General features: G+C 42.9%; 28 protein-coding genes and 1 other annotated feature. Of the genes, 3 read left to right on the forward strand and 25 right to left on the reverse strand.

Annotated features, from left to right (window positions below; translation table 11 throughout):
- Position 1: 1 nt before the first annotated feature.
- The 22 genes from ACSQ8P_RS21960 to ACSQ8P_RS22065 all read right to left on the reverse strand — a co-directional run bounded on the left by ACSQ8P_RS21960 (position 2) and on the right by ACSQ8P_RS22065 (position 15,848).
- Positions 2-349: a 2Fe-2S iron-sulfur cluster-binding protein gene (locus tag ACSQ8P_RS21960; protein WP_436237125.1), complete on the reverse strand. Its 348-nt coding sequence runs from the start codon at positions 347-349 to the stop codon at positions 2-4.
- 5 nt (positions 350-354) lie between these two features.
- On the reverse strand, positions 355-945 hold the full coding sequence (locus ACSQ8P_RS21965; protein WP_436237126.1) for a nucleotidyltransferase domain-containing protein: 591 nt from the start codon (positions 943-945) through the stop codon (positions 355-357).
- A gap of 26 nt (positions 946-971) precedes the next feature.
- Positions 972-1,265 (reverse strand): 2Fe-2S iron-sulfur cluster-binding protein, encoded by a 294-nt coding sequence (locus ACSQ8P_RS21970; RefSeq protein WP_436237127.1) that lies wholly within the window; start codon positions 1,263-1,265, stop codon positions 972-974.
- 21 nt (positions 1,266-1,286) lie between these two features.
- Positions 1,287-1,466, reverse strand: a complete 180-nt coding sequence (locus ACSQ8P_RS21975) for a DUF2768 family protein (RefSeq protein WP_436237128.1) — start codon at positions 1,464-1,466, stop codon at positions 1,287-1,289.
- 98 nt (positions 1,467-1,564) lie between these two features.
- Complete coding sequence (locus ACSQ8P_RS21980; RefSeq protein ID WP_436239578.1) at positions 1,565-1,831, reverse strand: stage VI sporulation protein F; 267 nt, start codon at positions 1,829-1,831, stop codon at positions 1,565-1,567.
- 228 nt (positions 1,832-2,059) lie between these two features.
- On the reverse strand, positions 2,060-3,085 hold the full coding sequence (locus tag ACSQ8P_RS21985; protein ID WP_436237129.1) for an NAD(P)H-dependent glycerol-3-phosphate dehydrogenase: 1,026 nt from the start codon (positions 3,083-3,085) through the stop codon (positions 2,060-2,062).
- Positions 3,086-3,116: 31 nt separating this feature from the next.
- Complete coding sequence (gene plsY / locus ACSQ8P_RS21990) at positions 3,117-3,710, reverse strand: glycerol-3-phosphate 1-O-acyltransferase PlsY (protein ID WP_436237130.1); 594 nt, start codon at positions 3,708-3,710, stop codon at positions 3,117-3,119.
- Positions 3,711-3,732: 22 nt separating this feature from the next.
- Positions 3,733-5,058, reverse strand: coding sequence for a ribosome biogenesis GTPase Der (gene der / locus ACSQ8P_RS21995; protein WP_436237131.1), 1,326 nt, complete (start codon positions 5,056-5,058; stop codon positions 3,733-3,735).
- Positions 5,059-5,187: 129 nt separating this feature from the next.
- On the reverse strand, positions 5,188-5,367 hold the full coding sequence (locus tag ACSQ8P_RS22000) for a capping complex subunit for YIEGIA (RefSeq protein ID WP_436237132.1): 180 nt from the start codon (positions 5,365-5,367) through the stop codon (positions 5,188-5,190).
- A gap of 7 nt (positions 5,368-5,374) precedes the next feature.
- Positions 5,375-6,280 (reverse strand): YIEGIA family protein, encoded by a 906-nt coding sequence (locus ACSQ8P_RS22005; protein WP_436239579.1) that lies wholly within the window; start codon positions 6,278-6,280, stop codon positions 5,375-5,377.
- An 11-nt stretch (positions 6,281-6,291) separates the two neighbouring features.
- Complete coding sequence (locus ACSQ8P_RS22010) at positions 6,292-6,912, reverse strand: YphA family membrane protein (protein ID WP_436237133.1); 621 nt, start codon at positions 6,910-6,912, stop codon at positions 6,292-6,294.
- A 131-nt stretch (positions 6,913-7,043) separates the two neighbouring features.
- Entirely contained in the window at positions 7,044-8,102 is a 1,059-nt protein-coding gene (gene fni / locus ACSQ8P_RS22015; protein WP_436237134.1) for a type 2 isopentenyl-diphosphate Delta-isomerase, read from the reverse strand.
- Positions 8,103-8,131: 29 nt separating this feature from the next.
- Positions 8,132-9,445, reverse strand: coding sequence for a 30S ribosomal protein S1 (rpsA, locus tag ACSQ8P_RS22020; RefSeq protein ID WP_436237135.1), 1,314 nt, complete (start codon positions 9,443-9,445; stop codon positions 8,132-8,134).
- A gap of 150 nt (positions 9,446-9,595) precedes the next feature.
- Positions 9,596-10,177, reverse strand: coding sequence for a lysophospholipid acyltransferase family protein (locus ACSQ8P_RS22025; protein WP_436237136.1), 582 nt, complete (start codon positions 10,175-10,177; stop codon positions 9,596-9,598).
- A gap of 2 nt (positions 10,178-10,179) precedes the next feature.
- A complete protein-coding gene (gene cmk, locus ACSQ8P_RS22030) occupies positions 10,180-10,863 on the reverse strand; it encodes a (d)CMP kinase (RefSeq protein ID WP_436237137.1) in 684 nt (227 codons plus the stop codon).
- Between the two features lie 139 nt (positions 10,864-11,002).
- Complete coding sequence (locus ACSQ8P_RS22035; RefSeq protein ID WP_436237138.1) at positions 11,003-11,227, reverse strand: hypothetical protein; 225 nt, start codon at positions 11,225-11,227, stop codon at positions 11,003-11,005.
- A gap of 66 nt (positions 11,228-11,293) precedes the next feature.
- Complete coding sequence (locus ACSQ8P_RS22040) at positions 11,294-11,956, reverse strand: flagellar brake protein (protein ID WP_436237139.1); 663 nt, start codon at positions 11,954-11,956, stop codon at positions 11,294-11,296.
- Between the two features lie 88 nt (positions 11,957-12,044).
- Positions 12,045-13,415: a germination protein YpeB gene (gene ypeB / locus ACSQ8P_RS22045; protein ID WP_436237140.1), complete on the reverse strand. Its 1,371-nt coding sequence runs from the start codon at positions 13,413-13,415 to the stop codon at positions 12,045-12,047.
- A 161-nt stretch (positions 13,416-13,576) separates the two neighbouring features.
- Complete coding sequence (locus ACSQ8P_RS22050; protein WP_436237141.1) at positions 13,577-13,735, reverse strand: hypothetical protein; 159 nt, start codon at positions 13,733-13,735, stop codon at positions 13,577-13,579.
- A 70-nt stretch (positions 13,736-13,805) separates the two neighbouring features.
- Complete coding sequence (gene prsW, locus ACSQ8P_RS22055; RefSeq protein WP_436237142.1) at positions 13,806-14,501, reverse strand: glutamic-type intramembrane protease PrsW; 696 nt, start codon at positions 14,499-14,501, stop codon at positions 13,806-13,808.
- 181 nt (positions 14,502-14,682) lie between these two features.
- The gene (locus tag ACSQ8P_RS22060; RefSeq protein WP_057312084.1) at positions 14,683-15,288 is read right to left on the reverse strand and encodes a genetic competence negative regulator; all 606 of its coding nucleotides are present in this window, start codon (positions 15,286-15,288) and stop codon (positions 14,683-14,685) included.
- 248 nt (positions 15,289-15,536) lie between these two features.
- Positions 15,537-15,848 (reverse strand): hypothetical protein, encoded by a 312-nt coding sequence (locus ACSQ8P_RS22065; protein ID WP_436237143.1) that lies wholly within the window; start codon positions 15,846-15,848, stop codon positions 15,537-15,539.
- A 174-nt stretch (positions 15,849-16,022) separates the two neighbouring features.
- Here ACSQ8P_RS22065 and ACSQ8P_RS22070 point away from each other — a divergent pair, with 174 nt between their 5' ends.
- A complete protein-coding gene (locus ACSQ8P_RS22070; RefSeq protein WP_436237144.1) occupies positions 16,023-16,874 on the forward strand; it encodes a polysaccharide deacetylase family protein in 852 nt (283 codons plus the stop codon).
- A 64-nt stretch (positions 16,875-16,938) separates the two neighbouring features.
- Here the strand turns inward: ACSQ8P_RS22070 and ACSQ8P_RS22075 are convergent, their stop codons facing one another.
- Both ACSQ8P_RS22075 and ACSQ8P_RS22080 read right to left on the reverse strand, forming a co-directional pair.
- On the reverse strand, positions 16,939-17,145 hold the full coding sequence (locus ACSQ8P_RS22075) for a hypothetical protein (RefSeq protein ID WP_436237145.1): 207 nt from the start codon (positions 17,143-17,145) through the stop codon (positions 16,939-16,941).
- Positions 17,142-17,750: a CPBP family intramembrane glutamic endopeptidase gene (locus ACSQ8P_RS22080; RefSeq protein ID WP_436237146.1), complete on the reverse strand. Its 609-nt coding sequence runs from the start codon at positions 17,748-17,750 to the stop codon at positions 17,142-17,144. Before ACSQ8P_RS22080 ends, ACSQ8P_RS22075 begins: the two co-directional genes overlap by 4 nt.
- Positions 17,751-17,841: 91 nt before the next feature.
- On the opposite strand from ACSQ8P_RS22080, the gene ACSQ8P_RS22085 reads away from it, so the two are divergent.
- On the forward strand, positions 17,842-18,765 hold the full coding sequence (locus ACSQ8P_RS22085) for a hypothetical protein (protein WP_436237147.1): 924 nt from the start codon (positions 17,842-17,844) through the stop codon (positions 18,763-18,765).
- Positions 18,766-18,826: 61 nt separating this feature from the next.
- On the opposite strand, the gene ACSQ8P_RS22090 is transcribed toward ACSQ8P_RS22085, so the two are convergent.
- A complete protein-coding gene (locus ACSQ8P_RS22090; RefSeq protein WP_436237148.1) occupies positions 18,827-19,150 on the reverse strand; it encodes a rhodanese-like domain-containing protein in 324 nt (107 codons plus the stop codon).
- Positions 19,151-19,388: 238 nt separating this feature from the next.
- Positions 19,389-19,621, forward strand: a binding site (T-box leader).
- A 71-nt stretch (positions 19,622-19,692) separates the two neighbouring features.
- Here ACSQ8P_RS22090 and serA point away from each other — a divergent pair.
- Positions 19,693-21,273, forward strand: a complete 1,581-nt coding sequence (gene serA, locus ACSQ8P_RS22095; protein WP_436237149.1) for a phosphoglycerate dehydrogenase — start codon at positions 19,693-19,695, stop codon at positions 21,271-21,273.
- Positions 21,274-21,346: the final 73 nt, after the last annotated feature.

The raw sequence follows: 21,346 nt of genomic DNA on the forward strand, positions 1-21,346 counted from the left end.
TCTAAATGAAGTCATCGTCCTCCGCTTGTCTAGCTAGTTGAGCTCGAATTGCGGCCTTTAAGGGATCCTCCGGAATGTTTACTTCCACAGTACCTGTTACTCGTGCTTGGCATGCAAGACGAACCCCCTCATCTACTAGGGAGCCAAGCTTCAACCGTTCATTCGTATTCAAAGGTGCTAGACCACTTTGGTCGCCTACCTTTACTTTACACATTAAACAAGCGGCCTTTGCTCCGCAACGTGTTCGAATATGGACTTTGGCTTTATTACCAGCATCCAACAATGTTGTGCCTGCTCTTACTTTAATATTTTTATTATCTGGCCAAAAATGAACATCAAACACACTCATAATCGTCACCGGTTCCAATCTAGCAATTCGTTCATCTTTACATGAAATTCATGACCCCACTGATTGCGGTTCATCAAATCACTCAAAGTTTGCATATGTTTGTCAGGATGATCTTGCATCGTTCGGAGAATCGGTTCATAGCGATCAGGCCGATCTCGAAGGACATTAAATAGAAACTCATGCGCTAACGGCATCACTGGAACCTCCCCTGCTTCAATGGAGGCAGGACAATAATAGTTCTCAAGCAAGTAATTAACTTCAACTTGATACAAGGATCCCAGTGCTTTTACTTTAAAATCACCAACAACCTCTACGGCATGACCATCAATACGATAATGACTTAGCATCGAAGCATATATGGGTGTTTCACTAAATTCCGGGTTATCAATCGCGTAAGGCTGCAGCAACTTATGTACCGTGTGAACATCCTTAAGATCTATATAAATATCCAAATCTCTAGGAGTTCTTCCTATATCGACGTTATGCATGAGTAAGCCACAACTTCCGCCAATCAGCCAATGTACGCTATGGGCTTGCTGTAACCGAGTATGAATAGTCGAAATCGACGGGAGTAGTGGCTCCAGCAGTTTCATCATGCCCACACCTTTCAGGCAGTATTTTTTTAAAAATAAGGCTTGTGCGTAACAGAAATCGTTCCTTCTTGTTTTACTACACATTGACAGGCTAGACGGTAGCCTTGTGCAAGCTCATCTGGCTCTAGTCGATCTTCTTCCGCTTCTGATGCCTCAGCAAGCAGCTCGCGACCTTCTGCCACGTAGCAGCGACACCTTGCGCAGGTTCCTCGCGTACAGGAAAATCCCCAATCCACATCTGCCTTCAAGGCATGATCCAGAATGGTTAATCCCGGTTCTGGTGTTAGTTTTATCTGCGTTTTGCGTGTTTTCAGTTCTAACATGATGATTTCCCCTCCGGTCGGTTAAAACAAAGAAGATAACATAAAAAGTAAGATTGGAATAAACATTAAAAAAGCAATCAAAGATAACACGCCGCGCCATACACCAGATGTTCTTGTACGTGCATATGAGATCAGAAATGACGCAACAACCATCAGTCCCATGGCTACAAATGAGGCCCACATTTTGTCTAAAGGTGACATATGATAAACTCCTTATGTAAAATCGTGAAAATGAAACACATGTAAGTATAGCACAAAAAGAGAAAAAAGCATAAAGGGGTTGAACCCCTTCATGCTTCTCATTTCTTACCCATCATCATGCTCATTAATTGCTGCATATTATTGGTATCAAGTTTACTGCTTTTAACGGCTTGCACGATATCATTAATCGTTTCTTCTGATACCTTAACATTAACTAATCCAGAAACCTGTTTGATGAGAGCTCTTAATTGAACCTCACTCTGCATCGTAGAAGGTTTCACACCGCTTGCAATTTTTTCGATATCTTTAGATGTAACGGATTTGCCCGTCTTCTTCTTGACCACACTCAATACGTCCTTCGACATATCTTTATTCGCCAATTGTGCCCGCCTCCTATACCCTAAGCTGATGAGAACTGCTGATAGGGTATAGTATGAGTGCGGAGAAGATCTGGTGTAGGCTATCTCCAACCTTTTGTTTACCACATTAGAAAGTATAAGTTTTCGGTTCCGAAAACGTCTTGATAATTGGCGATAAAAACAACCACTAAAACGCGGTCGCACATCCTCGATTGACTACGATAGAAGTTATTCTCACCTTGTCATCGGTAATTCTTCCATTTCGTGCGTACGTACACGTCCCATAAGATCACCAGCTGCAAGCTGTGGAGATTTCCCTTCAAATAAAACATTATGTAATTCATTCGTAATCGGCATAGTGACCTCATAGCGTTTGGCTAGGTCATAGGCTGCTTTCGTCGTTTTCACGCCTTCTACAACCATTCCCATCTCTTTGAGCACATCTTCTAATGGAATCCCTTTGGCCAATTTGTTACCTGCCCGCCAATTTCTACTATGTTTACTTGTACAGGTTGCGATCAAATCACCAATTCCAGCTAAACCTGCAAAGGTAAGAGGGTTCGCCCCCATTGCAGTACCTAGTCGCGTGATTTCTGCGAGCCCTCTAGTAACGAGTGCTGCTTTCGCATTATCACCGAAATCCAAACCATCGGTTAGCCCTGCACCAAGTCCAATGATATTCTTCAGCGCTCCACCTACCTCAACACCTGTTACATCCGGATTCGTATACACACGGAAATATCGCGTAATGAGCAGGTCTTGCGCAGCCTCAGCAGCTTGTAAATCCTCGGCAGCGACGACTACGGTTGTCGGCATTTTGCAAATGACTTCTTCCGCATGACTCGGTCCCGAGAGAACTACAAATCGCTTCGGATCCATCTCTGGGAGCTCGTCCGCGAGCACCTCTGTCATACGCTTGAGTGTCCCTGTTTCAAAGCCCTTAGTCGCATGAATGATGAGCGTGTCTTTCTTCAAAAATGGTCGAATTCGTGAAGCAACCTCACGCATGCCTGAAGATGGGACCACCATAATGATCGCATCCGCATCTTGTACGGCTTCTTGCAGAGAATGGGTCGCTATGATCGAAGGAGAAAGCGATACTTCTTTGAGAAAACGGCTGTTCGTGTGCTTTTCATTAATTTCCACTACTTGTTCTTCGTTACGAGACCATAGAAGGACTTCTTTCCCATTATCCGCCAATACGGAGGCGAGTGCCGTCCCCCAACTTCCAGCTACAAGGACCGATACTTTTTGTGTCATGGTTTCCCCTCCTACGTGTAGTTGTTTTTCGTTAGGCTCTTTTCTGGCCCAGCTTGTTTTCTTTTCCTTGAATAAGTTTCACAATATTCGTCCGATGACGCAAAAAGGCAAAAGCACATAGCAAAATGCTTATCCACAAAACAGGTAGCGGCCGGTCCATCCCCCAAATAAGAAAAGGTAAGAGTGCTGTAAGAATAAGGGAGCCAAGCGATACGAATCGTGTGATAGCAATGATGACGATGGCTGTTAAGCCTGCGATCAAGGTAGGGACAAAACAAAGTGTTGCCATGACTCCAATGGTGGTCGCAATTCCTTTACCACCGCGGAAGCCGAAAAACACAGGCCAATTATGCCCTACAATGGCTGCTAACCCACACAAAACAGAAATCCAGATATCATCAGATCCAGGAGCAGCCCAGACCCCCAGTAAGACAGCTACGACGCCTTTTAAGGCATCCAGCAGCAGGACGAGGATTGCTGGCCCCTTCCCCAGAACGCGGAGCGTATTCGTTGCCCCTGCGTTCCCACTGCCGTGCTTGCGGATATCAATTCCCTTAAACCATTTTCCGAATAAATAACTAAAGCTGATGGATCCTAGTAAATAGCCCACTACAATTGTTATCATCGAAAGCAATGTACAACATCTCCTATTCTTTGTCCGAAGTTTTTCTACGGCTCAAGATGCGAATGGGTGTTCCTTCAAAGCCGAAAGCAGCACGGATTTTGTTATCCAAATAACGTTCGTATGAGAAATGCATAAGCTCTGGCTCATTTACGAAGAGAACGAACACAGGCGGTTTAACGGCAACTTGCGTCACATAGTTAATCCGCAGACGCTTCCCTTTGTCCGTTGGCGGCGGATTGTAAGCAACCGCATCGGAAACAACGTCATTCAGAAGATGCGTTTGTACACGCAAAGCATGATTCTCAGCTACTTGTACGATGACAGGCAGCAATTTATGAAGGCGCTGAGTTGTTTTCGCGGATACAAACACAATAGGTGCATAACTCAAGAACAAGAAATGATCGCGAATTGTCGTCGTGAAATGTTGCATCGTCTTATCATCTTTCTCAACGATGTCCCATTTATTTACGACAATGACAATCGCTTTTCCTGCTTCATGCGCATATCCCGCAATGTGCTTATCTTGGTCAATGATACCTTCTTGTCCGTCGATCACAACTAATACCACATCTGCTCGCTCAATGGCTTTCATTGCACGCATAACACTGTATTTCTCAGTGTTCTCGTAAACTTTGCCACGCTTACGCATACCTGCGGTATCAATGATAACGAACTTCTGTCCATCACGCTCAAAAGGAGTATCAATAGCATCACGCGTTGTACCAGCAACGTCGCTCACAATAACACGCTCTTCACCAAGAATCGCGTTCGTCATCGACGATTTCCCAACGTTCGGGCGACCAATCAATGCAAATTTAACAACTTCTTCGCCATACTCATCATCTGTTTTATCAGGGAATAAATTACAAACAACCTCAAGTAGATCGCCAATCCCGATTCCGTGCGAACCAGATATCCCAACAGGATCACCGAAACCAAGGGAATAGAATTCATAAATATCATCTTGACGTGCCAAATTATCCACTTTATTTACGGCCAAGACAACAGGTTTCTTGGAACGGAATAATAGCTGCGCTACTTCCTCGTCCGACGGAGTTACGCCCGCCTTCGCGTCGACCATGAACACAATGACATCCGCTTCTTCAATGGCAAGCTCAGCTTGTACACGAACAGATTTCAGAATTGCGTCTTCGCCGTCAATTTCAATACCGCCAGTATCAATGACACTAAACGATGTATTAAGCCATTCACCAACACCATATAAACGATCTCGCGTGACACCTGGTTTATCTTCTACGATCGCCATACGATCGCCTACGATTCGATTAAAAATGGTAGATTTTCCGACATTAGGTCGGCCTACAATTGCAAGTACGGGTCTAGCCAATTTACATCTCTCCTTCGGATTCCATGATCAGACATGGAAAATTACGCAACTTACATCATAACAAAAAAGAGCCGCCTTGGCTAATCTCTTTTGAGACTTCCATTAAATATGCGCTTTTTCACCGGATTATCAGGAATGTTTCACCAGAATCATTGTACCATTTTTCAAATCATGGGCATTCGCGTCTAACATTTTTTCCAAAGAAAATGCCGTTCTCTGCATCTCCTCTTCGCCTTCAACCACAAAGATGGGAGCACCGCCAGCAATACGGTCTTTCGTCAATGTCACGATCGCGAGAATTTGCGACATAAGGGCATTACCCCTCCTTCTTTTTATTTACTCCAGCTTCAGAAGGCATGCGCACAGCACTTTCAAGAACAGGTACGCGATGAAGGGCAGTGAATGTTTTCTCTTTGTCATCTTCCTGCAAAAGCAAGAGCAAACCTATCGTTCCTGAGTCCAGGTCCAATTTAGCCATTGGTCGTAAGGAAGGCTCTCCCTCATCTCGATAAACGCCAAATAAAGTGGACATATCATACATAATGGCTTGCCGCTGGCCAACATGAGAAATCGTTACACGTGCATTACGATTTTTTGGCTTAATTAGAAAGCCTTGACCGTATTTCATTATTTTTTCACGCGTATCCATAAGCCCTACATTCATGATATAAATAGAACCCACAGAGACATCAGGCCCATCCATATGAATATCAACGGGTTCAATATCAGCGATGTCCCCTAATTTACTGCCCGATTTAAAAAAATTAGCAAGCCATATTGAGATTACCCCAGCCGCTATCCCCCAGTACCAAGCACCTAATATACTAAATAAGGAGGCCAAAAACGCTGTCATAATGACCAAATAATTACGACCTTCGAATACCATCGCAATCCCTTCGATATAGGCCGCTCCTCGGGGTACAAGTTCTAACTCGTCCACTTTCGTTAAGCTCTGTCTTTCCATATTGCGCACATCTCTAAATTGTTGTGCGGCTAAAGAAAGAAACGTGACTGCTGTGTAGTTTTTCTCCAACAGTGCAGGAACAGCAACCGCTCCAAGTCCTGCGGCTATCACGCCAAGTGAGATATGAATGATTTTGCCATGCGGATACGTTGGATATTGCCGATAATCTGTTCGCAGCATATTCATCCGCGACAAAATACCAAAAATAACACCAACGACAATCCCAATGGTATACCGATGTGTATGTAACCAAGCCATATCCATCGCCTTCAACTGCCCCCCTTGCGGTCTAACCAGCTTCTTACGACGGTTCGGCAACCACTATATGCAGCTTGTACTACAATCGTTATTGTTCTTGCTGTAAAGATAGACAGCCACCATTGATCTTGGAAAGTAGCCATACCCAGCTGATGAAAGCCATCTACTTTATGAATACCAGCTTGATACATATCCCCGATCAGATATCCGATCGAAATGGCTGCAATTTGCTCCCAAGCATTGCGCTGAACCACTACAGCCACAACGGCAATCAACAGAGCAGTCTGCCATTCTGAGTTACGAATAATGAGAATAGGGTCCATTTCTAACAGTTGTTGGAACAGAAAGTGGAGTGAACCGATCAGAAGTCCTATGGAAAGCAGATGTAGCTTATGTATAAAGCCTTGTGTGACATAAAGAATACTAAAGGCAATCGTTAGTACAACAACATAGACAAGCTGGACATGTATATGTTGTATCGTCACGTTTACTCTCGATCCGATCAACCAAGAGACAAAAAAAAGAAGCATGCCTTTATGCGATATACTTCGGATGTACAGTTCCTTCCAACCGCTGGCGAACAAGATCAACGTGATGCAAAGGAGAATAAGCGACAGATAACCGGCATTCATAATCAAACCACCCTAGCCTACGTTGCTATCGATGACATTCACCGCCATCAATTTGCTTGCGGATCTTCAGGCTCCCCCTCAAACAAGTAATAAGGGAGATCTGCCTGATCCTTAGTATGGCAATATTTTGATTATTTACTCTGATTACTTCGCTCTGCGTATGAAGTTAAGTCAATGCCTCTTGTTCGACACCATTCTGCAGTGTCTCCAACGATAACTACTGGACACCCAGTAAGGGCTTGAATCGAATTAGCGCCTAACGCCGTCATAATTAAGATGAGTCCTTGGTGCAGCTCTTCTGCATAAGCGTGAAGTGCATCTACACCATCTACACGCAATACCTTAAGAAATGCGCCTGCCATGCCCACTGCTGATGCGCCTAAAGTAAGTACTTTAGCCGCTTCTAATGCATTTGTAATACCGCCTGACGCAATAATAGAACCCCATGGATAAACAGATAGGGCTTCTAATAAAGTCATACTTGTAGGTGTACCCCAATCATTAAGCCAATCTAATGCAGCAGGTCGTCTCGCATTTTCAATAGCTGCAAAATTCGTGCCGCCTGAGCCTCCCACATCGAGAACTTGAACGCCGACATCTCTAAGCTGCTTCGCATTATCACGCGAAATGCCAAAGCCTACCTCTTTCACAATTACCGGTACAGGCGTGTGACGAACAATGCTTTCAATGCGTCCAAGCATGCCTACGAAGCTGCGATCACCTTCTGGCATAATCAGTTCTTGCATAACGTTCAAATGGATTTGAAGCGCATTCGCTTCTATCATCTCTACCGCACGTAACGCTTGTTCCGTTGTGGCTTCGCTCCCCAAATTAGCGAAAATGATACCATTCGGATTCTCGCGTCGCACCACTTCATAGCTAGATGCTACTTCGCTATTCTTAATAGCTGACATTTGGGAGCCAACAGCCATGGGCAAGCCTTTCTCCCTGGCGAGAATAGCCAATTCGCGATTAATGCTCTCTGTCTCATGAGCGCCGCCGGTCATTGCATTAATTAAAATCGGCGAACTCATAGTGAGATCGCCGATTGTTGTTGTTAAAGCAATATGATCCGTCGAAGTCTCAGGAAGACAGTTATGCACAAGCTTGATATCCGCCAACCCTTGCTGACGGGTTTGACCAAGCTCCAGCGCGTAATGGACATGTTCCATTTTGCGTGAGATGCGCATTTCTGTACCCTCCTAGAAATTGGATCTATTTATTTTTTAAATTTAGCCAGTTTATCCCCAAAACGCTCACCAAGTGTCATGGACAAACCTTGATTGCTTAGGGATACGTTTTCGTTACCAGCAATTTCTTTTTGGTGACTAGCGCTGTTACCACGGTCACGATCGCCGCGCGGTTGTCTTTCTCTTTCTGGTTTGCCAACTGATGACGGAGCCGCAGCACCAGCAGGTGCTTCAGGAGCATCTTCTGTATCTTTAATGCTTAAGCTAACGCGTTTCTCAGCCAGATTGATTTCCAAGATTTTCACTTGTACTTCTTGGCCTTCTTTCAACACTTCATGCGGAGTACCGATGTGACGGTGTGCGATTTGGGAAATGTGTACAAGACCCTCAACACCTGGTGCCACTTCAACGAATGCGCCGAAAGCCGCAAGACGTTTAACCGTACCTGTTACGATATCACCAGCTTTGAAATCACGCTCAACATTTGACCAAGGGCCATCTTGAGTAGCTTTGATGCTCAAGCTGATTTTGTCATTGGATGGATCCAATTTAAGGATTTGCACCTTAACTTTGTCTCCTTCTTTAACAACATCAGATGCTTGTTCAACATGCTGCCAAGCTAGCTCAGAAATATGAACAAGTCCATCAATACCACCGATATCAACAAATGCACCGAATTGTGTCAAGCGTTGTACAGTACCATCTAGTACTTGACCAACTTGAAGACCTTCGATGATTTTCTTCTTGTTCGTTTCGAACTCTTCATCCAAAATATCTTTTTGGGAAAGGATCACTTTGTTTTTCTCGCGATCGATTTCTTTCACACGAAGACGCAATGTGCGGCCTTTGTAAGAAGAGAAATCTTCAACGAATTGACGCTCAACCATGGAAGCAGGTACGAAACCACGCACACCAATATCAACAACTAAACCGCCTTTAACAACCTCAGCAACAGCTGCTTCGATAATTTCTTTGCTCTCAAGTTGTCCTTGCAGTGTTTCCCAAGCTTTCTCGTTGTCTACAACGCGTTTGGACAATACCAATGTTTCTTTCGCATCGTTGATGGAAACAATCTTCAATTCTACTTCTTGACCAAGCTCAACTGCTTGCGCAGCATCATTCAAGCTTACGGAAGAAAGCTCACGAACTGGGATGACACCATCGTATTTGTAACCGATATCCACGAAAGCTTGATCAGCGTCTACTTTAACGATTTTGCCTTTAACTGTAGCGCCTTTCTTCAACACAGCAACATTGTTAAGCGCATGCTCTGCTTCTGCTTGTGAAACGGCCGTTTCTTGAGCTTCCTGTGATTGATCTTCAACTTTTACTTCATCTGACATGAGATTAGCCTCCTCTATTTACAACCAACAAAAATAATTTATAAGTCACAAAGCAGCAGTCAAGCTCCTACTCTGTTTCAAACACAATAATAAGTTCAAATCACTTTATGGTTAGTATAATTCCAAGCTTTCAATTCCATACATTTCTGCTTATGCTTTACTAGTAAGTGTATGTAGTCGGCGAATTTCTTTCATAATTGCTTCCGTCGCCTGCTCCAGATCCTCCGAGCTAGCGCCTGCATAGGCACTCATATCAAGTGGTGTTCCATAAACGATCGTCATACGACGGAAAAGTGAGTAGGTTCCTACGATAGCTACCGGAACAACTGCCGCGCCTGACTTCAAGGCAAGACTAGCAGCACCTTTTTTCCCCATTCCACCCGCATTACTTCTTGATCCTTCTGGAAAAACACCAAGCATATTACCGTCACGCAACAGTTGCACAGCAAGTCGAATCGACTCTCTGCTAACGCCCCCGCGTTTAACTGGGAATGCGCCTACTTTAGATATGATAGACCCAAGTACTGGTATATCAAACAGCTCCGCCTTGGCCATGAAATGCACCTTGCGGCGCAATGGTGAACCTAAGAATGGTGGGTCCAAGAAGCTAGTATGATTACCACACAAAACAACTGCCCCTTGTGTTGGAACATTTTCCATTCCGATAGCACGCATTCGGAAAAATACGGTGAAAATAAATCGAAATAAGGCTCTTCCGATGCGATATAGCATCTTTATTTGCCACCTCCGACTTTGTCCTTGCAAAGCCCAAGAATTTCGCCCACAACTTCTTCAATCGTCATTGACGTACTGTCCATCAACACGGCATCATGCGCCCTACGCAGTGGTGAAATTTCCCTTGCCTCATCGAATTGATCGCGACGTGCAATATCCTGCTCCAACTCGGAAAGAGTCAGTGTATTCGTACCACTGCTTTCTAACTCCTTGAATCGGCGCTCAGCACGTTCCTTCACACTCGCAGTTAAGAAAACCTTGATCTCTGCATCTGGCATGACATGCGTACCAATGTCACGGCCGTCCATGACTACGCCTTTGGAAACAGTCATTTGCTTCTGCAACGCAACTAACAAATGACGTACAGCGCCATAGCTGGCAATTTGCGAAACATGTGTCGTTACGTCCGTTGAACGAATCGCTTTCGTCACATCTACACCATCTACAATGACCTGTTGCCCTTCGTCTCCAGGGATGAGCTCAATCTGCATACGATTGGCTAACGCAGCCACTTCTGTTTCTTGCTCAGGTAGCAGCCCTTCTTGCTGTACTTTCCACGTTACTGCTCGATACATGGCTCCTGTATCCACGTAAATAAAACCAAGTGCACCGGCAACTAGCCGTGCAATGGTGCTTTTACCGGCTCCAGCAGGACCATCTATGGCAATATTGAACTTATCCAAGCTGCTGTTCCTCCTAACAATACTTCACAGTACCTTACGAACAAAAAAGCAGGCACTTGCCTGCTAATTAATAGAAATTATACCACACAACATGGTCATATGCAAAACTTGGGCTCTATCCCACATTGATTTCATGCGCTTATGAGCGTTCTCTTAGAGGCTGTTCTGGGACAATATAAGGCTGCCCCTCGAGTGGCTCAACGCGTGTGAAATGCTTGCGAATATATGCATTTTGAAGCAAAGCTTGTACACAAACTAGCAAAATAACAACGAAAATCACAGCTCTAATAATGACCTTCTCTACTTTTGCAGAAAAGCGCAAAAATAACTGTTCATATGATTCTCTCTCTTGCTCCTTCGACATGAGATCACACTCCCGCTAGCATCCAATATGCATAGCAGTATACCCTTAGTGTTTAGCTCTCAATCCCTAGCGTTTACGAAAATCCATCTGTCTCTCAAAGCAGAAACGAATCAGTTTCTGCCGCTCTCTGTCCGCGATCTCTGCGAATCGGATCATAACTAACTGTTTACCCGTCTCTGTAGCTTTCACGCGTACAACTTCACCCGTAAACGGAATATGTTCGATAGTGCCATTCTTGAATGGCGCAAGTACCCAACATGAGATTATCGCATTTAAGCCAATCGGAATATGACCATCACAAATAAATGAAATACCTCCACCGCCAACATCATCGGTTAATCCAATAAATTGGATCTGGTCGTTCAGCTTTACGGCGATTTCTAATTCTGCTAAAACCCGAAGGAAATTTCTGCGTTGAATTTGTGTAATCGCGCTTAACTCTGGAAGTCTCAGTTCGATCAAGCGAATGACATCCTCCGTAAAAGCAACAACCTCCGTTGTGAAATAGTGTTTCACACCGCCTTGACCTAGGAAATGAGCACTAATCTCATCACCTTGGTAAAGTTTTTTCAATCGTCCCGTCTTTTCATTCAAAGGGACTTCAATGATGATCGCGCTTTCTGTCACATCCGCAATTCTAGACTTATATTCGATCTTGGACTCTTCTTCGTCAATACTGTTCATTTGCATATGTAAAATCTGGTTGACCTTAGGAAGCAATTCCCGCACCTCCGCGAAGTAATATGCTTCAATTATACCATGACCTCACCATTTAGATAGAAAAAAAAGAAGCAGGATGATATCCTGCCTCTTCCTACTATGATTTTCCTTTTGCAGCTTCCGCTTGATCCTGACGAATGGTCTCTATTTTCTCTTCCATGCCCACATCTGCATTTACATAAATACGATAGATATTGTTGTTCAGTGTACCAATAAATTCATGACATAGTACTTCTTCGTCCAAATCATTTTTGATAATCGCAAGAGCTTCACCCGTCACTTTCATTTTAGAACTCAGCTGCTTACGGGCTTGATCTACCGTAATTTTCGGTTGGCCAATCGTGCGCTGCTTTTGTGAATATATATAATTGGTTGCTTGCAGCCCAGTTACTTCAAGGTTATCTAAAGCAACTTTGACAGTAACTTGTTCAGGATATATCGTGACATTATTTTCTTTCTTCGCGAACAGAATGGTCGCCGTATTCTGATATTGATCATAACTAATTGCACTTAAATCCTTGTACTCATGCTGATCCAAAAATTCATTCGCTACATCTCTAGCTTGACGAAGATTAAATTTCGCAGCCGGAACATCACGTGACTTCATAAAATAGATCAGGTGACCACCTTTTTTGGTGAAATCCATTTGCGTATCCGTTTTCGAAGCATCACTGCTTGGAATAACAACACTATAACTTTGAAACTCAGGTGCACTTCCACCGTTCTCGACAACTTTAATGCCACTTGAATCTTTAACGCCAAGGAAATCAATAGCTTTCTTTTTAATTTGATCTGCCGTCATGTCGTTGCCAGTCAGCATTTTGACATCATTTTTGGAGAACACATTTAAGCTGCCTGTCCCCCAATTCAACTCATCATAACCACCGACTTGCTTATCCACAATCTTAAAGCCATCAATAATCGCATTATCATGCATTTCGTTCTCAGATGCGAGGGCAGTCTCCACATCCATCCATCTTAAATTATTTGCAATTACTTTATCTTGCACACCACGAATGTCTTTAGTTATATCAGCAGAATGTGCATACAAGGTGTTTAATGTTTTCATTTCCGCTTCTGTTAAAGGCTGCTTCGTCATATCGCGAACGGACATGCGATAGGAGAAATTAGCCATGTTCGCTAGAAAATCTTCCGTTTTGTTAAAAGGCAGCAGCATTAAAGGCAATTGTGTGATGTCACTTTGCGCTTGACTTGTTAATCGCCAAACATTAACCAAACCTTTCCGATAGGATGGCTCCGAAGTTTCATTCACCGCCAACGTGTTGCCTAACTCCGTATGTAACTTATCCATGTGAAAAGACAGATCATGAAACGCGCGTTGATACTGATTCTCCGCTTTAATTAAAATCGTATTCTTTTCTTGGTGCTCTAAATACCCCCACACAGAAGCTCCAATCAATGCCAGCAATAGAAATGGAAACATGACGATACTTAATCTTTTATACACAGAACTGCTCCTTTCATACCCAATCTTGCGCTTAGTTTTTACGCGTGGAGGCAGGTTTATACAAGAATGACACAAATAACCCCCACGTTTCCCATTACGGACGGAGGTGTTTTACTAGTTGTACATGCAAAAAAAGGCCTATTCAGAAGAATGGCCTTTTGCTAGCTTTCGGTTTCTATTTCAAAATCGTTCTCATTACTGCATATGCATTGCCGAAATCCAGTTTCAATCTTGTCTTTTTCCTTTTTACCTCGCAATACGAACTTCTCACCACATAATCGACATCGGATCTTCACTTTCACGCGCGTCGTTAATGACATGTATACCCTCCCGGCCTTGCCCCATTCCATGTAATGGAGATCAACAAATATACAGTCATTATGACCCAAATCATCCCATTTTAATCTTCTCATCCACAGTCACAACGCGTAAGGGAGAGTGTGCGTTAGCACGATCTACACGCCATATCGACCGTAACCATAGAAAAGTCATAAGTGGAATCATAATCCAAATCCAGCTGTTTTTGAAAATGAGCAAAATATAATCAAATGCTCCGTGCCAAGCAATTGGAAGCAAAAGCGATATCCATAGATACCTAGTTTGCTTATGAGGAACGAATTTGGCCTTGCCCATGTAATACCCCATCATAACACCAAATAATGCGTGTCCCGATACAGGTAAAAGCGCCCGAAGCATCAATGCCGAGAAAGAAGAAGTGTGCAAGAATGCGTAAATAATATTCTCCAAGGTTGCAAAGCCGAGACTTACAGCCACTGCATATACAATCCCGTCGTAGGGCTCGTCGAAGGCTTCATGTCGGAAAATCAAGTGATACAGTAACAACCACTTCAGAAACTCTTCAATGCCTCCTGAGAGAAAAAAGGATGTCATTATCGTGCCATTTCCGAACTCCTGGATAAATGCGTTCTGCAGAACCATCGTCGGATAGACCAGTAGTACGCCGAAGAGAAACATCCGTATCACTAGATGGATAGGTTCTGTTTCGTACCGATCCTTCAGATAAAAGTAGGCGAGCAATGAGAGACCTGGCGCTATGGCTGCCAATAAAATAGGCACGATATGCATGTTCCAGCTCCCCTCTTATTTTAAAATACATACCTCTATTATAGTCGTTCTGTCTACACATTTCTACGTGTAACACAACGACCTTGGTTGCGTATTATGGAAAACAAAACAAGCATCCTCAAAAACGGTTGTTTTTGGGAGATGCTTGTTTCATTCTCTTGCATCAAGACCTGAGTCCTGATTATTTGAAATGGCGGCAGAGCACCTTAACGGCATCATCTGCAATGATCGTTTTCCCGTATTCCTCAAGAACAGCCAAAGTTACTGAAGAAGCTTCACCGAACTCAGATAAGACAGCGATTAGCGCTTGATACTTGGTTTCTTCAAGATCTACAGGTTCTAGCTGTAAAATATATTTCCCTTTATACGAATACAGGGTACCGCCTTCCATCAGAAGGGGATTAATTACTTTGGATACACGCAGCAGATCTTCAAAATCACGGAATGCATAGGAGATTAGATCGCTTTGTTCAAGCGTTACTTCCATTTCGTACACTTCTTCAGCTTCGTGATCATCATATGCATCAGAACTCGCATACAAATCAAGCTTACCTCTAGTTACGATAACAACCATCCCTTGCGCTGGGAGGGCGAATACCTCAACAGCAAGCGGACCGGACGGGTCAAATCCGAGCTCCGAATAGGCTTGATCCATCATCTCACTAAACAATTCGTGCACTTTCGGAATTTCTCTCCACATGTCGTCTTTTTGAATTCCACGTTCAGTTAAGTCATCGAATGTTAGGAAAATCCGTATCTTATCCTGACTTAAGCGTTCTATTTTCATGATAGGATCCTCCTTTGAGCTCTCCAACTGGAAAGCTTGCATCGAAAGCATGGTCACCTTATTTCAATCAGAATATGTTAGAAAAACAAAAAGGTGAACCACTATTAAATAAATGGACATGCATCCATCTATTGTTTTCACCTATCATGTTAACACTAAATCATTGTAATTGCACGCTTAAGTTATGTATAAAAAGAAAAAGCACAGCCGGCCCTGTGGGTATGCCAGACTGTGCTGCGAGCTTATCTTTATTGAATTGTTGCGCTGCTTATTTTATTATCTTGCAGGATTTCATTGACAGTTGCCTTCAAACTCGGGTCTTCTTTTACAATTTTCTCCACTTGGTTTAAGCCATTTGTACTCGTCGAGGAGAAATTTCGGGCTGTAGATTCTCCAAAAGATTTGTTTGTGAACGTATCTTTCGCCTTATCCATGACATTGCCCATTGATTGACTAGATGAGCTAAAAGCTGAGAAAAGCATGGATTTACTTTTACGATTGAGATAAATGACAGCAGCAGCCCCTGCAATGCCACCGAGCATAAATGTTCCTAATTTCATTGGATCTCCCTCCATGATTGTAGTATGAATCCTTTCTAGGTTGTGCGAGTTTAGAAGTGGGCATACGCAACAGAAGAAGGAAAACATAGGAGAATTGACATCTGCGAAATGTGATCTTAATTGTGGTACTATAAGGGATGACCACCATGTAAGGATCTGAGGAGAAGACAAATCATGAAAAAGAAAGCAAGCACACTATTCCTAACAGTCATGCTTCTAATGGCTGCCTGCAGTGCAAATCAAACCGAAACAAGTCCTGCTGCGACTGCGAGCGTGGCACCAGTTGTTCAAGTGTCAACAAGCCCGAGTGCATCTCCAACACCTACCGCGGCTCCTACACCCACACCTGTACCAACACCAACTGTTCCCGTTCAAGAAACAGTACAAAAGACCTATCATATGAACAAAAACTATGATATCGTGCCGAACGACCCCAATGGTAATAAAAAAGTCATTTTATTAACCTTTGATGATGGTCCCAAGGAGCAAGCGATGAATCAATCTCTCATTGATATTTTGAACAAACATAAGGCAAAGGCCATCTGCTTCATGAACGGTTATCGCATTAAGCAGAAGCCTGAGCTCGTAAAGCTTGTTCACGAAAGTGGAAATATCATTGGCAATCACGCTTGGGATCATGACAACTTGAAAGACATGCCCAATGAGAAGATTGATAAACAAGTCGATGATGTTCAACAAATTGTGAAAGAAATTACGGGTCAGACCCCGCAATTTTTCCGTCCTCCATTTGGCTCAGGTAATGATTATTTGAAAGCGAAAGTTAAAAATAACAAAATGCTTTATATGACATGGTCGAATGGTTCATTAGACTGGGACATGACGAATAAAAATAATGATTCCAATAAAGTCATTGAGAATGTCATGCAGCAGCTTCATAATGGCAGCAATATCCTCATGCATGAGCTCCCTTGGACAGTTAGTGCACTCGATACACTTCTTACGAAGCTCGAGGAGAAAGGCTATACATTCGTTGATCCAAACGCCATTGAGCTAGAAATGAGATAGGAATGAAATAAGAGCCATACGCTACCTCGAATGTTTCTTGGTAGCGTATGGCTCATTTTATTTTTCATAACGAAGAATACTTAATCCCCCAAACAGTTAAACTCACAACCAAAGCGATAAATAACCACAGTAATGACATATAAAAAAGATTCGTCCATTTGCCTTGCTCTGAAGGGTGTACGGCTCTACGCGGCGGTAAATAGGTATCATCCTCCTGTTTCTCTTCCACGCCAGGATTCGACCGCGGAGCTACTCTTTCTCCAACACTCATGAACCTTGTTCTTCCTCCTTGCTAAACCGAAGTATGCAACCCATCACCATATCAATCATAAAGTGAGCAATTATTGGTGTCCATAGGCTTCCCGTATGAAGGTAAATCCAACCTAAGCCATAGCTGATACAAAAAACCATCCCTGTCATGAGCCAATGCTGCAGATAGCGAACATGGATTGCGGCAAATAAAATACTAGTCCAGTAAGGCCCCCAGGCATGTTGAATCGCACCACGGAATAGGACCTCTTCACAGACGGAAACGATGAATGAAATAAGTGCAATATGCCAAAGGGCCCTATTTCCGAAAATCATCTGATTAATGCCACCATCATCGGATACTTCTTTAGGTACCCAGCGTGAAATAAGCAGGTCAACACCAAGTACAACTACAGCAAATAAACATCCCCAAATGATGACTCGCCAACCACCTTGAAACGAAAGCGCCGAAAGAATCTTCGAATTACTCTGAAATAATAGGATGATAATTCCGATAATAAGCGTAAGCAGTTGTGTAATGTAAAGATTCAGCAATAAAGTCTTGTCATTCAGTTCATTGATATCAACTTTCCCAATACGAAGGTTTTTAAAGTCGAATTTTTTCAAAGGAAGCAGCCTCATTTCCTTATATTATTCCTTTTTCATGCTGATTGACCTATACTAAAATAAATATAAGAGACAACAAGGAGCTTGATTTATGGAAAAGCGTCTTACCCGCACTGATTATTTATTTGCCCTCATGTTTATCTTTATGCTTGTCTGTATCCTTGGCGCTTTTTTCTATGGCTTGCGATTAGGACAAACGAAATCCGATTTAAAATATGATAAAATATTGCACGCTGATCAAGCGTCATCAGTACCCGAAATAGGCGCTTATGACCAACAAGTGCTAGTGTCATATTACCATACCATCTTTTTACCCTTTAGGGAATTTCAGAATAAATGGTTTGAATTATTGAGTCAAATTGAAATGGATAACGCCACCGTGGATGCTTCCGCAGTTCTGAAAGAGCTGAGTAAAATTGCAGCTGACAAATACAATACGCTTCAAAGTAAAAGCATGCCTGCCTCTTCTCCATTGCTCGTACAATCTCACCAAGGTTATCTGAAAAGCCTCAAGCTTTTCGCCGACACATTGAGTAATTATCAATCTAAAGCAAATGCACAAAGTCATTCACAGCTGCTTGATGCCATTAAGAATGATGCGTACTTCCTTGAAGCCAAAACACAAGCCTTAACCGCTCAGAAAAATTACTTCGACTCCATTCTTGTCTGGAATGGCACGATGGATCCGGACATTGAATATTTCGATCCTAACAATACGGCTAATCTCGATCAGTGGCGCGCCATGAATCTCAACGTGAAGAACGTATATATCACAGCTAAATTATTGAAAAACAAAGCATTTTCGCCTTTTTATCCACAGGATTTAACAATAAGGATTGATGAATTTATCGCATCCGGCCAAGCCAAGAAATTAAATGTGAATGATGTGAATCAAACCATGGAATTATTACTTAGCACGAATGCCGTTCGCACTGGTGACTTTGTCAAAGGTAAAGCAAAATGGTATTCCAATGAAACACTGCCTCAATTACCATTTTTCTCAGATGTAAATTAAGAATAAAAGCTGAAGATTTGGTCCATAACATCACATGGACGAAGTCATCAGCTTTTTTCTTTTAATCGTATTGGAAGCCGCGGAACATACCGATGGCGGCCATTCCCCCATCTACATTAATGACGCGCTCAAAACCGTTTTCTTTTAAATATTCAGCTACACGTAGGCTCCGCATCCCATGTGCACAAACGATGTAAATGTCTTCATCATCAGGAAGCTCACCCATGCGGAGCGGAATTTGCTGCATAGGAATTAATTTGGCTTCCTCCATATGATAGTACTCCCATTCATGGGGTTCTCTTACATCAATGATGACACTATTTCCTAGTGTTTTCTGGTCGACAGCTTGGAGAAAAATTTGCGGATAAATGCGATTAATTTCCATTTGGTTACACACTCCTGCTTTCTATAGGTATGATCCTAACATTCACTGTACCATACCTGAAAATAGGGCTCAAATATAAGCAAAATTTCGTTGCATTCTGAACATTCTTGCTATAAAATAGACGAAAAGCTTCTGAATGACTGTCAATCCGAACATTTATGACGTAAAAGTGAAAATCGTTCGACATGTATTGACACGATTTCGAACGCATGGTAATCTATTAAAAATTCTATATCACAGTACAGCGTTGACGGAGCCAAGCAAATAAAGTAGCTTTCAGAGAACCGGTGGTAGGTGAGAATCGGTAGCGAACAAATTGCGGAGCACTCCAGAGTTATTGCATTGAACGATAGTAGATGCAATCGGGTTAGGAACACGTTACTGTTCCAGGTCGCAAGACCAAATGAGGCTACCCATGCGAATGGGCAGCGAACTAGGGTGGTACCACGAAAGCAATCTCTCGTCCCTTTGGCTACAGGCTAACTGTCTGTATCCGAGGGCTGGGAGTTTTTTTATGTTCAAATCTAAGGAGGAACCGAATTATGTTCAAAGTTCTAGTATCCGATCCAATTAGTGACATGGGAATTCAAATGCTTTATGATGCAGCTGATGTTGAAGTGGTTAAGCAATCTGGTCTATCCGAAGACGAACTCATTGCCATTATTGGTGAGTACGATGCCCTCTTAGTTCGTAGCCAAACAAAAGTAACAGAGAAAATCATGAATGCCGGTACCAAGCTTAAAGTGATTGGCCGCGCAGGTGTTGGTGTCGACAATATTGATTTGGAAGCAGCAACAAAACGCGGGATTATCGTTATTAATGCACCTGACGGTAACACAATTGCCACATGTGAGCTTACTTTCGCCATGATGATGGCAACAGCTCGTATGATTCCACAAGCGTACAAAAAAACAGTTGGCGGAGAATGGGATCGTAAATTCATCGGCGTTGAGCTTCGCAACAAAACACTAGGTATTCTCGGTATGGGACGCATCGGTAGTGAAGTTGCGAAACGCGCGAAAGTATTTGGCATGGAAGTTATCGGCTATGATCCATTCTTGACTGAAGATCGTGCTGAGAAAATGGGTGTTAAGCTAGGTTCAGTAAACGAAATCGCAGCAAAAGCAGATTTCATTACTGTTCATACGCCACTTACACCAGAAACGCGTCACTTGATCGCGAAACCACAATTTGAATTAATGAAACCAGGCATTCGCATCATCAACTGTGCCCGCGGTGGTATTATTGATGAATTAGCGTTGGTTGAAGCAATTGATCAAGGTATCGTTGCTGGTGCAGCTTTCGACGTATTTGAAGTCGAGCCTCCAACGAAGGATCACCCTTTCCTATCGAATCCGAAAGTGATTGTAACTCCTCATCTTGGTGCATCGACGATCGAAGCACAAGAAAATGTAGCAATCGATGTTTCCGAGGAAGTTCTTCATATTCTTCGTAATGAGCCATTTAAGAATGCTGTCAATATGCCTCCAGTTCCTGCGGATGTATTAAATAAACTACAACCATACTTCAGTCTTGGTGAAAAAATCGGTTCTGTCCTTGGACAAATCGCTCAAGGTGCTGTATCTGAAATCGTGGTTAACTATGCAGGTGACTTAATGGATGTTGATACAAGCCCATTAACACGTTACATTGTAAAAGGTATTTTCCAAAATCAATTGGAATCCATCAATATCATTAATGCAATGCATTTGGCTAAATCACGCGGTGTTAACATCGTTGTGCAAACATCAAATGCATCAAATAGCTTCACTAACCTCGTTACAGTGACGGTTAAGACGAAACAAGAGGAAAAAACACTTGCTGGAACATTACTAGCTGGCTTTGGCGAGCGCATTGTTCGTATCGATCAATATCCAGTTGACTTCGCAGCTGAGGGTAACTTGTTGTTAATCTCCCACAACGACAAACCAGGTATTATCGGACGTGTTGGAACACTACTTGGAAGCAATCAAGTCAATATTGCAACTATGCAGGTTGGACGTAAAGTGATTGGCGGTTCCGCAATCATGGTACTGACAATTGATAAAACAGCTCCTGCTGAGGTATTGGCTGAGCTTACAAAACAAGATGAAATCGTAAATGTTCGCGCACTTACGCTGTAATAAGCACAAATTGTTTCACGAACAACAAGATTTTATCTGAATATTCTACAAATAAAGGCGAATGCTGAGTGTC

It is taken from the genome of Paenibacillus sp. LjRoot153, assembly GCF_964253085.1.
Taxonomy (GTDB): domain Bacteria; phylum Bacillota; class Bacilli; order Paenibacillales; family NBRC-103111; genus Paenibacillus_E.